Consider the following 12,693-nt stretch of genomic DNA (forward strand, 5'->3'; position numbering starts at 1 on the left):
TAAGGACACATCTGCCATGGCACAAAACTAATTCAATGAAAATAATTATATTTTTTACGGAATATATCGAAAAAATAATATATATCCGTAAATTGGTTTACATAATGAAAAAGTAACTTATTTATATTATGGTTTTCCACCCCAATAAAAAATATTAAATTTCCATATTATATTATAGTTTTTTTATATAAATATTAAATTCCTAAAATTTAGTTTCCATAATAAAAAATAATAATCATATATTAATTGCTCTATATAATGAAAAAATAGTGATTATACATAATTTGATTAGCATAACAAAAAAAGAAATTTTTGCCTTGAAATAAACGAAAAGTTAGCTTTCACTATATATAGTGCAAAATAAAATTTAACATTATATAGAATTGTAAAATAAATGATTGTATAATTTTCTTATGATATTTGACACTGTATAACAATACAGTTAGTAACAACGGAGATGTCATATTTTGAAAAAGATATGTTAAGTAGTACAAAATGTACAGAAGGGTGAGGTGTAAATATGAATATTTGGCATGATATTAATCCAGAAAGAATTCAGCCATCAGATTTTATTGCAACTATTGAAATTAGCAAAGGAAGCAAGAAAAAATATGAATTAGATAAGGAAACAGGTTTGATTATATTAGACCGTATCCTGTATTCATCAGTTCATTATCCTGCTAATTATGGATTTATTCCACGAACACTTGGAGATGATAAAGATCCGCTTGATGTGTTGGTATTATGTTCAGAAGAAATAGAACCAATGTCACTTGTAAGATGTTATCCGATAGGTGTTATGTATATGACTGATAATGGGGATAATGACGAAAAGATAATTGCAATTCCATATGGCGACCCAACATATAACGGATATGTGGATATACAACAATTACCAGAACATATATTTGCGGAAATAAAGCACTTCTTTAATGTATATAAGGATTTAGAGGGAAAACAGACTGCTGTTAAGGAGTTTGGCGGACCTGTTGAGGCTGCTAAAATAATATATCAATGTTTGGATAATTATAATGAAAAATATGGGAAAAAAGATGAATAGTCTGCTATGAAACAGATTCAACTTGCTTTGAAAATAATTAAATTGATTTGAAAAATAGAGATTCATTTTTGTTTTACAAATAACATATTTTAAAGGTGGTAAGATTATGATTAATGAAAGAATTTCAGCCCTTAGAAATTTAATGGAACAAAATAAAATTAATGCTTATGTAATTCCGACAAGTGATGAGCATGGTTCAGAATACTTGAGTGACCATTTTAAAACGAGAGAATATATGTCAGGATTTACAGGCTCAGCAGGAACATTGGTAGTTACAATGTATGAGGCACTATTATGGACTGATGGAAGATACTTTATTCAGGCAGCAGAACAACTTCAAGATAGTGAAATTAAACTTATGAAAGCCGGAGAAGAAGGGGTGCCTTCTGTAGAAGAATATTTAAAGAAGAACCTTATTGAGGGCAGTGTAATAGGATTTGACGGACAGACAACTAATGCAAGACAGGCAGAAAAATTAGCTGAAATTTCAAAAATGAAAATAAAGAGTGACGTGGATTTGGTTGGAGAAATATGGAGTGACAGACCTGCTATAGAATTTAAACCTATATGGAGATTAATGGATAGATATGCAGGAGTTTCTTATCCTGAAAAAGTAGCTAATATAAGAAAAAGAATGGAAGAGGAAAAAGCGGACACATTACTTTTGACATCGTTAGATGAAATTGCATGGGTTACAAATATCAGAGGTGATGATATTGAGTATAATCCGGTATGCTTTTCGTATATGGTAATTACAAAATATGATAGTCTGTTATTTGCAAATACAAAATCATTTGATGAAAAAACAATATACCGTCTTTCGGAAGAAGGGGTTAAAATTAAAGAATATGATGAAATATATGATTATGTAAAAGTTATTCCTGAATATACAACATTATGGTTAGATAAAACAACAACAAATTATAGTATTTTACGTTCCATAAAACCAGAAGTAAAGATTATAGATAAATTTTCACCTGCATTGCATTTGAAAGCAATCAAAAATAATGTGGAAATTGAAAATATGATTAATGCTCATATAATGGATGGCGTTGCAGTGACCAGATTTATTTATTGGTTAAAACATAATGTAAGCAAAGAAAAAATGACAGAAATATCTATTGCAAATAAATTAGAAGAATTTAGAAAATCATGGAAAACATATTTGGCACCAAGTTTTGAAACTATAGTAGGATATGCAGACCATGGCGCAATAGTTCATTACAGCGCAACTAAAGAAACAGATTATGAAGTTAAAGCAGATAATTTTGTTTTAATTGATTCAGGCGGACATTATGTAGAAGGAACTACAGATATAACAAGAACAATAGCCCTCGGAAATATATCTACAGAGCAGAAGAAGATGTATACAGCTGTTCTTAGAGGAAATTTGAAGCTTGCAAATGCAAAATTCTTATCAGGATGTACAGGAGTATCACTTGATTATGTTGCAAGACAACCACTGTGGGAAATCGGATATGATTATAGACACGGTACAGGTCACGGTGTCGGTTATCTTCTTAATGTTCATGAGCAGCCGAATGCATTTAGATATATGTTAAGAGAAAATGTTGAAGAAAATGCAGAATTTAAACCGGGAATGATTACTTCAGATGAACCAGGTGTTTATTTGGAAGGACAATATGGAATAAGGCTCGAAAATCTTTTGCTTTGTGTTGAAAAACAGGTGACTGAATACGGACAGTTTTTGGGATTTGATACACTTACATTAGTTCCATTTGATGTAGACGCTATAGATGTAAATATAATGTCTGACTATGAAATACGCCTTTTAAGACAGTATCATAAACTTGTTTATAAAAAGATTTCTCCATATCTTAATATTGAGGAACAGGAATGGTTATACGAAGTATGTATGGAAATTTAAATATATTTTTGTATAATAATGACTAAATTATGTGCGAAATAGATGAATTACAAAAAAATACTTGTCTAAATTGTATGTTTTATGATAGACTACTCGCAATTAATGGTAATTGTATATGTTAGTGAAGAAAAGCACGGTACAGTAGAACGAAAGTTTACTGCACCGTGCTTTTTTGTGCGTTAGCAATGAGGCCACGTACCATAAAAAACAAATATTTCTGTGAAAGCTTGCTTTCAAAAAGAAATATTTGTTTTTTATGTGATGCGGCGAATGCCGCATCAGTGAAATGAAGCGAAGCGAAATTGAACTGTGCGTGGACGAAGTTAAGGCGAATGCCGCATCAGTGAAATGAAGCGAAGCGAAATTGAACTGTGCGTGGACGAAGTTAAGGCGAATGCCGCATCAGTGAAATGAAGCGAGTATACAATGAAAGTTAAAAAGAGACAAAAGGAGGTTCTTATGCCAAAGAACAGAAAAGAAGAAACGATTTACACAATAATGATGGTCATAGTAATGGTTTATGCAATGGTATGTTATAACATAGCAATGGATGTAGGTGGAATGAAGAATTTTGTATTTTTAGCAGCACTTAGTGAACTGCCGATAATGTGTATAGCAGCATTTTTACTTGATACATTTATAGCCGGACCAATAGCAAAAAAAGTAGCTTTCAGACTGGTAAATCCAAAAGAAGATAAGCCAATATTTGTTATTTTGGCAATATCAGTATTATCAATCTGGCTTATGTGTCCGATGATGAGTTTTGTGGCTGTAGTTTTGTTTAAAAATGCTTTTGGTCCACAACTTATAGCAGTGTGGATTCAGACAACTATAATAAATTTTCCTATGGCATTTTTCTGGCAATTATTTGCTGCCGGCCCGCTGGTAAGAACGATATTTGGAAAAATATTTAAATAATCGTAAATTTGAAAAAATATATTATGAAAAATCGCAGAGTCGATTTTGAAAAAAGCAAAACAAGAAAATATATTTGAAAATTACAAATTTATTCGATTGATAAAAATTCAACATATTAATTTCGCCTTTTGCATAAATTATAAAAAAGAAAAATGCAAAAGGCGAGAAGTGAAAGAATATATTGAAGAAAGAACGATTGAAATAGCAAATTACATTATTGAATGCAATGCTACTGTAAGACAGGCAGCAAAGACATTTGGTGTAAGTAAAAGCACGGTACATAAAGACTGTACAGAACGGTTAGGTAGGTTAAATCCCGGATTGGCAAAGCAGGTTAGGAAAGTTCTTGATGTAAATAAGTCGGAACGTCATATTAGAGGTGGACTTGCAACAAAAGAAAAATACGCACATAATCATGTGTGAAGAAATAAAAGCCATTTAGTTATGGCTTTTATTTTATTATGACAATAAAAAAACCACATCTTACGATGTGGTGTTAATTTCGGGGGACCTGGCGGGAATTTCACCCACCAGGTTGAGTATGAAAAACTTAAAAATACGTCATTATAGGGTATGACGTATACAAACTATGCTGCACTACCTAAGTAGTACTCTATTATGTTACGGTACATATATGAACGAAATATGAACGCGATGTAAATAAATTTTTAAATGCAAAAAAAATAAAACATACTTTAATTTTTATATAAAATTGTATATAATATTTGTGCGGGAAATCGTGATTAATACGGGATTGAAAGATGTATAACGTGTTTATTTTTTATAACAACTTTTAATCTGTCATAAATATCCAATTTTAAAAGGAGAAAGATATGTTTGATACAGACATTGGAATAGATTTAGGTACAGCAAGTATTTTAGTATATATAAAAGGAAAAGGTGTGGTTTTAAAAGAACCATCAGTTGTTGCTATAGATAGAGATACGGATACTATAAGAGCAATTGGAGAAGAAGCAAGATTAATGATAGGAAGAACACCTGGAAATATTGTTGCGGTAAGACCTCTTAGACAGGGAGTGATTTCTAATTATTCAGTTACTGAACAGATGATAAAGTATTTTATTCAGAAAGCTGTAGGAAAACGTTCTTATAAGAAACCAAGAATTAGCATTTGCGTTCCTAGTGGAGCAACAGAAGTTGAAACTAAAGCTGTAGAGGATGCATCATTCCAGGCAGGGGCAAGAGAAGTATTTATAGTGGAAGAACCGTTAGCAGCTGCTATTGGTGCAGGAATAGATATTTCAAAACCATGTGGAAATATGGTGGTTGACATAGGTGGTGGAACAACAGATATAGCAGTTATTTCTTTAGGTGCTACTGTTGAAAGTACTTCTGTAAAGGTTGCGGGAGATGATTTTGATGATGCGATAGTCAGATATATGAGAAAAAAACACAATCTTTTAGTAGGAGAAAGAACTGCTGAAGAAATTAAAATCGGAATAGGTACATGTTTTAAGAAAACAGAAGTTAAGAAGATGGAAGTAAGAGGTAGAAACCTTGTTACAGGCCTTCCTAAGATTATAGAAGTTACATCAGAAGAAGTTGAAGAAGCTTTAAGAGAAGCGACAACACAGATTGTTGAAGCTATTCATGGAGTGCTTGAAAATACACCTCCTGAACTCTCAGCAGATATTGCGGTAAGAGGAATTGTTCTTACAGGTGGTGGTTGTCTGTTAGACGGATTAGAAGAATTGATTGAATCTAAGACGGGAATCAATACAATGACAGCTGAAGATCCGATGACTGCGGTCGCTATTGGTACAGGAAGATACTTAGAAGTTATGGATGAAATGAACCAGGAAAAATAATAGATAATAAGGCTGTCTGGAAAAGGCAGCCTTTTAAATTAAAAGGAAAAGATATGTCGATGAAAACTATTACCGGATATGTAGAAATAATTACATTTAGAAATGAAGAAAATGGCTATACTGTTTTAACTATGTCTGTGGGAAAAAAAGATGTAAAAGTAACCGGAGTATTTGGATATATTGGTGAAGGGGAATATATCGAAGTAGAAGGCGAGGAAGTATTTCATCCTGTTTTTGGTGAACAGATAAAAATGAAATCGTATAAAACAATTCCGGCAAATGACGAATATTCAATTAGAAAATATTTAGGGTCAGGAGCAATTAAGGGGTTAGGTCTTGCTCTTGCGGACAGAATCGTAGACAAGTTTAAAGAAGATACATTTAGAATAGTTGATGAAGAGCCTGAAAGATTAGAAGAAGTCAGAGGAATAAGTTATAAGAAAGCCATGGATATTGCAAGCCAGATTCAGGCAAAAAAAGATATAAGAGACGCAATGATATTTTTACAAAAATACGGTATTTCGTCGGCGATGAGTCTTAAAATTTATAATTATTATGGCGAAGAAATTTATCAGATTATAAAGAAAAATCCATACCGAATTGCTGATGAAATACGAGGAATAGGATTTACAACAGCTGATGAAATAGCTAAGAGGGCAGGAGTGGAAGTTAATGCTTCTATTCGAGTTAAAAGTGGAATGGTATATGCACTTTCTAAAGCATCAGAGTCAGGGCATACATATTTGCCAAAAGAAAATCTTATTCAGGCAACTATTAGTTTGCTTGGGTTAAGAGACCAGTATCAGAATGCCGATGGTACATATAATATGGACTTGTTGGACAACTATTTTATTGACCTTGTAATGGAAAAGAAAATTATTGTTAAAGAAATCAATGAAGTACAGGCTGTATTTTTGTCTACATATTATTACACGGAAATGAATGTAGCAGGAATGCTTCTTGATTTGGATTTATCAATGCCGGCGGATGAATTTGTGGAAAGTGTAAAATTAGATACCATCCAGAGAAAAAATAATATTGTACTTGATGATTTGCAAAAAGAAGCGGTTATGGCTACGCAAAGCAATGGAGTGGTAATTTTAACAGGTGGACCGGGAACGGGAAAAACTACTACAATTAATGCGATTATTCAAATGTTTGAAAGTGATAATTTGGAAATCAGCCTTGCGGCGCCTACAGGAAGAGCAGCAAAACGAATGACTGAAACTACAGGTTGCCAGGCGCAGACAATACACAGGCTGCTTGAAATAAACGGAAGTACCGGAACGGATGATTCATTGGATATGGACGCTAAGTTTGAAAGAAATGAAACAAATCCAATAGAAGCAGATGTAATTATAATAGATGAAATGTCGATGGTTGATATTTTTCTTATGCATTCTTTGCTTAAGGCTGTAGCTCATGGAACAAGACTTGTTCTTGTAGGGGATATTAACCAGCTTGCAAGTGTCGGACCGGGAAATGTATTAAAAGATATCATTGATTCCGGAAAATTTAAAGTGGTAACACTTAATAAGATTTTCAGACAGGCGGGTGAAAGCGGAATAGTAACAAATGCCCATAAAATAAATGAAGGAAAAGCAGTTGAACTAGACAATAGCACGAAAGATTTCCTTTATATAAGAAGAAATACACCTCAGGAGGCTTTGAATGCAACAATAGGTCTTATAATGACAAAACTTCCTGACTATGTAAAATCAACACCGCAGGAAATACAGGTTCTTACACCTATGAAGAGTGGAATTCTTGGTGTTGAGAATATGAATGTTGAATTGCAAAAATATATTAATAAGCCGGACAAATATAAAAAAGAACATGAATTTGGCAAATATATATTTAGAGAAGGCGACAAGGTAATGCAGATAAAAAACAATTATCAAATTGAATGGGAAGTTAGATTGCCTAATGGAGCCTGTATCGATTCAGGAAAAGGTGTATTTAATGGAGATTTGGGAATTATAAAAAATATGAATAACGATTCACAGATTTTAGAAGTTGAATTTGATGAAAATAAAATGGTGACATATACATTTAGGGAAGCGGAAGAATTAGAACTTGCATATGCAATAACTATTCATAAATCTCAGGGTAGTGAATATCCGGCAGTTATCATGCCTCTTGTTACAGGGTATCAGCAACTTATGACGAGAAATCTATTGTACACCGGAATAACAAGAGCGAAAAGTTGTGTATGTATTGTTGGAAGAGAAGATACATTTCAAGGTATGATTAAAAATGAAGACCAGCATAAAAGGTATTCAGGATTACAATGGCAGTTGCAGACATTTGAAACAGAGGAAGAACCTGTAGAGAATGACAAATAGAACAGTATGAGTTAATGGAATAATGTTGTAAATATGCAAATAATAAACAAAATAGAAATATTAAGAAAGGAAAATAAATATAAATTTTAATTAATATTATAATGCTTTGCTAGAGTTTATTTTATAAAACCTGGTTTATTATTGGAAATTTATTGAGTTAAATACATAAATACATAATATAAGATTATTTGAATTAATTAAAAAAAGATTTACGTAGGAAATGAAGGAGAAGATTTTAAATGTATTTTTCCCTAGAACCTGTCCGGTATGCGGGGAAGTGGTCAAAGGACAGGACAAATTTGTATGTGACAAATGCAAGGGTAAAGTGTTTTACATGAAAGAGCCTAAATGTGCAAAATGTGGAAAAAGTCTTAAAGAAGACGGCACATTGTGCAAAGACTGCAGAGAGCATAAGCATGCATATGAAAAAGGCGTGTGTCTTTTTCAATATGCAGGTGGAATAAAAGAATCCATGTATAGATTTAAATATAAAAATGCAAGAGAATATGGAGCGTATTATGGATGGGAGACTGCAAAGCGTTATGGAAAATTATTCGAACAATGGGGAATTGACTGCATAATGGCAGTACCGGTTTCTAAAAAGAAGGAAATAAAGAGAGGATATAATCAGGCGTATGTATATGCCAAAGAAATTTCCCGATATACGAAAATACCTATGGATAAAAAATGCCTTGTGCGAGTTGAGGATACAAAGCCGCAAAAGGAATTTGTAGGGATTGCAAGAAAGAAGAACGTTGAAAATGCATTTGCTATATATGAGGAAAAGGCAAAAGAATATAATAAGGTATTATTGGTGGATGATATTTATACGACAGGTAGTACTATAGATGCGTGTACACGGATCCTTAAGGCGGCAGGCGTTAAAGAAGTATATTTTGTATGCATAAGTGCCGGAGTGTTGTAACCTTAAAAAACAGCCACCTTAAAAATAGCCTTAAAAAATATCTTGACGCTATATACAGATTATGTTATATTAATCAAGCGAGGACTAGGTCTTTTTTTTTGCAGAAAAAATGACTTAAAACAAGATACAAAAAATGATTATAAATAAAGTGGAGGTTAAGCCATGAGAACAAGAATTACATTAGAATGTACAGAATGCAAACAGCGTAATTACAATACTACAAAGGATAAGAAGAGTCATCCGGACAGAGTAGAAACAAAGAAGTACTGCAAGTTCTGTCAGAGACACACAATGCATAAAGAAACAAAATAGTCAGTTTTATATAATGGAGGGATTAAGATGGGAGAAGCATCTAACAAGTCAAAGGGCTCTGTAAAAAAATGGTTTGCAGGCTTGAAGGCTGAATTCAAAAGAATAATCTGGCCAACAAAAGCATCCGTTATAAGACAGACTGTTGTTGTAACAGTGATCACAGTTATTTTAGGTGTTCTTATTAGCTTAATTGATCAGCTCATTCAGTTTGGGTTGGATCATATTATAGGATAAGAATAAAATAATGAAGAGGTGATTATATGTCAGAAGCAAATTGGTACGTAGTTCATACTTATTCAGGTTATGAAAACAAAGTAAAGACTAATATTGAACAGACAATTGAGAATAGAAAATTGCAGGATCAGATATTAGAAGTATCAGTTCCGATTCAGGAAGCAGTTGAAATTAAGAATGGTGTAAAAAAAGTTACACAGAAGAAGATGTTTCCGGGATATGTACTCATTAATATGGTTATGAATGATGATACATGGTACGTTGTTCGTAATACGAGAGGAGTTACAGGATTTGTAGGACCGGGATCAAAACCTGTTCCACTTACTGATGCAGAAATGCTCTCACTTGGAATTAACAAGGGTCCGGTTACTCTTGAATTCTCAGAGGGAGATACAGTTGCAGTAATCAAGGGCGTATGGGAAGGCACAGCAGGTGTCATTAAGCGCATTGATGAAAACAGACAGACAGTCACAATTAATGTGGACATGTTTGGTAGAGAAACTCCGGTAGAATTAGATTTTACTGAAGTTAAAAAGATGGATTAGAACCATTTGGTTTTAATAGATTGCTTTACATATTTGTAGAGCAGTGGGAGGGATTCCCGATAATACCACAAATTTTAGGAGGTGCCGAAAGATGGCAAAGAAAGTAGAAGGATACATTAAATTGCAAATCGAAGCTGGCAAAGCAACACCAGCACCACCAGTTGGACCAGCACTTGGTCAGCATGGTGTAAACATCGTTCAATTCACAAAGGAATTCAACGCAAGAACTGCAGATCAGCCGGGAATGATTATTCCAGTTGTAATCACAGTATACCAGGATAAGAGTTTTAGTTTTGTGACAAAGACTCCACCTGCAGCAGTTTTATTAAAGAAAGCATGTAACATCCAGAGCGGAGCTGGTAACTCACTTAAAGAAACAGTTGCTACTATTTCTAAAGCAGATATCCAGAAAATCGCTGAAACAAAGATGCCGGATTTAAATGCAGCTAGCATTGAAGCAGCAATGAGCATGATTGCCGGAACAGCTAGAAGTATGGGAATCAAAGTTGAAGACTAATTTTCGTAGATAAATAATATCGCGAACAACAAAAAGTTATTAAACGACTTATGTTGTAATTTAAAATGAATTGAGAAATGTGGGAGGTTTATCCGTTATTACCACAAGGAGGTTTAAATGAAAAGAGGAAAGAAGTATTTAGACGCAGCTAAGTCAATTGACAGAGCAGCTCAATATGACACAGAAGAAGCAATTGCATTAGTTAAGAAATCAGCTACTGCAAAATTTGATGAAACAATAGAATGTCACATCAGAACAGGATGTGATGGACGTCACGCTGACCAGCAGGTTCGTGGTGCTGTTGTATTACCACACGGAACAGGTAAGACTGTTAAGGTTTTAGTTTTCGCTAAGGGAGACAAGGTAGACGAAGCATTAGCAGCTGGTGCAGATTTCGTAGGCGGAGATGAATTAATTCCAAAGATTCAGAATGAAGGATGGTTCGACTTTGACGTAGTTGTTGCTACTCCTGACATGATGGGTGTTGTTGGTCGTTTAGGACGTGTACTCGGACCTAAGGGATTAATGCCAAACCCTAAGGCTGGAACAGTAACTATGGACGTAACAAAGGCTGTTAACGACATCAAGGCTGGTAAAATTGAATACAGACTTGACAAGACAAACATCATCCACGTTCCAGTTGGAAAAGCTTCATTTACAGAAGAACAGTTAACAGATAACTTCAACGCATTAGTTGATGCTTTAAACAAAGCTAAACCAAGCGCATTAAAGGGACAGTACTTCAAGAGCGTAACTCTTACATCTACAATGGGTCCTGGAGTTAAGTTAAACGTTGCTAAGTTAAGCAATTAATTAACAAATATAGATTAATACAATCTGATTGTTATTAATTAATAAAATTATTGACAATTCAATAATTGTGTGCTAGTATGCACAAAGTGGTTAATACCAATTGCCGAAGACAGTAGGTGACATTAGTCGTAAATCATAAGATGCCTACCGAGGGATAAGAATTTTTAATGACTTATACACCTCTCTGTCTAGGCAGAGAGGTTTTTATATTGAAAATCTATTCGGCTTAATGTTTGGTTGAACCTAATTTTAATAAGGAGGCAAAACATTCATGGCAAAAGTAGAAGTAAAGAAACCTATAGTAGACGAAATTGCTGAATTACTTAACGGTGCTGCAACAGCTGTTGTAGTTGACTACCGTGGTCTTACTGTTGAACAGGACACAAAGCTTCGTAAACAGTTAAGAGAAGCTGGTGTTGTATACAAAGTATACAAGAACACAATGATTAATTTCGCTATTAAGGGAACAGAATTCGAAGGTCTTGCTGAATACTTAGAAGGACCAACAGCTATCGCTATTTGTAAAGAAGATGCTACAGCAGCAGCTAGAGAATTAGCTAAATTTGCTAAAGACGCTGAAGCTCTTGAAATCAAAGCAGGTGTAGTTGAAGGTGTATGCTACGATGCAGCAGGAATTGCTCAGATTGCAAACATCCCATCAAGAGAAGTACTTATTTCAAAGTTACTTGGATCTATGCAGTCACCAATTACAAACTTCGCTCGTGTTATTAAGCAGATTGCTGAAAAGAACGAAGAAGTTGCATAAATCTGAATTATCAGGTTTTTATTGACTGAACGAAAGTTCAAAGAATTAATTAATTTATTATATGGAGGATTAAACAATGACAACAGCAGAAATCATTGAAGTAATTAAAGGTTTATCAGTTTTAGAATTAAACGATTTAGTAAAAGCATGTGAAGAAGAATTTGGCGTATCTGCAGCAGCAGGTGTTGTAGTTGCAGCAGCAGGAGATGCTGGAGCAGCAGCTGAAGAAAAGACAGAATTCGATGTTGAATTAACAGAAGTTGGAGCTAACAAGGTTAAAGTTATCAAGGCTGTTAAGGATGCAACAGGATTAGGACTTAAGGAAGCTAAAGAAGTAGTTGATGGAGCACCTAAGGTAGTTAAAGAAGGAGTTTCTAAGGAAGAAGCTGAAGCTCTTAAGGCAGCTCTTGAAGAAGTTGGAGCAGTTGCTACAATTAAATAATTATCGCGAAGCTTTGAGCAAAGCGACGTAACATAAAAAGAGATAGGTTCTATTATGCTTGCATAAATAAGAACCTATCTCTTTTTATGTTACGCGGCA

14 protein-coding genes and 1 other annotated feature are annotated in these 12,693 nt (G+C 33.9%); all 14 genes read left to right on the forward strand.

Going from position 1 to position 12,693, the window contains the following annotated elements; translation table 11 throughout:
- Positions 1 to 520: 520 nt before the first annotated feature.
- The 14 genes from DWW96_RS02680 to rplL all read left to right on the forward strand — a co-directional run bounded on the left by DWW96_RS02680 (position 521) and on the right by rplL (position 12,594).
- Positions 521 to 1,060, forward strand: coding sequence for an inorganic diphosphatase (locus DWW96_RS02680; RefSeq protein ID WP_117908854.1), 540 nt, complete (start codon positions 521 to 523; stop codon positions 1,058 to 1,060).
- 106 nt (positions 1,061 to 1,166) lie between these two features.
- Positions 1,167 to 2,948 carry an aminopeptidase P family protein gene (locus tag DWW96_RS02685; protein ID WP_117908856.1) on the forward strand — a complete coding sequence of 594 codons (1,782 nt, stop codon included), beginning with the start codon at positions 1,167 to 1,169 and terminating at the stop codon, positions 2,946 to 2,948.
- 459 nt (positions 2,949 to 3,407) lie between these two features.
- The gene (locus tag DWW96_RS02690) at positions 3,408 to 3,866 is read left to right on the forward strand and encodes a DUF2798 domain-containing protein (protein ID WP_117908858.1); all 459 of its coding nucleotides are present in this window, start codon (positions 3,408 to 3,410) and stop codon (positions 3,864 to 3,866) included.
- A 168-nt stretch (positions 3,867 to 4,034) separates the two neighbouring features.
- Entirely contained in the window at positions 4,035 to 4,289 is a 255-nt protein-coding gene (spoIIID, locus tag DWW96_RS02695) for a sporulation transcriptional regulator SpoIIID (protein WP_117909042.1), read from the forward strand.
- 410 nt (positions 4,290 to 4,699) lie between these two features.
- Positions 4,700 to 5,695, forward strand: coding sequence for a rod shape-determining protein (locus DWW96_RS02700; RefSeq protein WP_117908860.1), 996 nt, complete (start codon positions 4,700 to 4,702; stop codon positions 5,693 to 5,695).
- Between the two features lie 53 nt (positions 5,696 to 5,748).
- A complete protein-coding gene (locus DWW96_RS02705) occupies positions 5,749 to 8,040 on the forward strand; it encodes an ATP-dependent RecD-like DNA helicase (RefSeq protein WP_347496327.1) in 2,292 nt (763 codons plus the stop codon).
- Between the two features lie 220 nt (positions 8,041 to 8,260).
- Positions 8,261 to 8,965, forward strand: a complete 705-nt coding sequence (locus DWW96_RS02710; protein WP_022089875.1) for a ComF family protein — start codon at positions 8,261 to 8,263, stop codon at positions 8,963 to 8,965.
- A gap of 162 nt (positions 8,966 to 9,127) precedes the next feature.
- The gene (gene rpmG / locus DWW96_RS02715) at positions 9,128 to 9,277 is read left to right on the forward strand and encodes a 50S ribosomal protein L33 (protein WP_022089874.1); all 150 of its coding nucleotides are present in this window, start codon (positions 9,128 to 9,130) and stop codon (positions 9,275 to 9,277) included.
- 27 nt (positions 9,278 to 9,304) lie between these two features.
- A complete protein-coding gene (secE, locus tag DWW96_RS02720) occupies positions 9,305 to 9,511 on the forward strand; it encodes a preprotein translocase subunit SecE (protein WP_022089873.1) in 207 nt (68 codons plus the stop codon).
- Between the two features lie 26 nt (positions 9,512 to 9,537).
- A complete protein-coding gene (gene nusG / locus DWW96_RS02725) occupies positions 9,538 to 10,056 on the forward strand; it encodes a transcription termination/antitermination protein NusG (protein WP_022089872.1) in 519 nt (172 codons plus the stop codon).
- Between the two features lie 91 nt (positions 10,057 to 10,147).
- Positions 10,148 to 10,573 carry a 50S ribosomal protein L11 gene (rplK, locus tag DWW96_RS02730; protein ID WP_022089871.1) on the forward strand — a complete coding sequence of 142 codons (426 nt, stop codon included), beginning with the start codon at positions 10,148 to 10,150 and terminating at the stop codon, positions 10,571 to 10,573.
- Between the two features lie 117 nt (positions 10,574 to 10,690).
- On the forward strand, positions 10,691 to 11,386 hold the full coding sequence (gene rplA, locus DWW96_RS02735; protein ID WP_022089870.1) for a 50S ribosomal protein L1: 696 nt from the start codon (positions 10,691 to 10,693) through the stop codon (positions 11,384 to 11,386).
- Between the two features lie 85 nt (positions 11,387 to 11,471).
- Positions 11,472 to 11,602: a sequence feature (ribosomal protein L10 leader region), on the forward strand.
- Positions 11,603 to 11,657: 55 nt separating this feature from the next.
- Positions 11,658 to 12,152 carry a 50S ribosomal protein L10 gene (gene rplJ, locus DWW96_RS02740; protein WP_022089869.1) on the forward strand — a complete coding sequence of 165 codons (495 nt, stop codon included), beginning with the start codon at positions 11,658 to 11,660 and terminating at the stop codon, positions 12,150 to 12,152.
- A gap of 76 nt (positions 12,153 to 12,228) precedes the next feature.
- On the forward strand, positions 12,229 to 12,594 hold the full coding sequence (rplL, locus tag DWW96_RS02745) for a 50S ribosomal protein L7/L12 (protein ID WP_022089868.1): 366 nt from the start codon (positions 12,229 to 12,231) through the stop codon (positions 12,592 to 12,594).
- Positions 12,595 to 12,693: the final 99 nt, after the last annotated feature.

The sequence above is a fragment of the Eubacterium sp. AF17-7 genome (assembly GCF_003461285.1).
GTDB classification, from domain to species: Bacteria; Bacillota; Clostridia; order Lachnospirales; family Lachnospiraceae; genus Eubacterium_U; species Eubacterium_U album.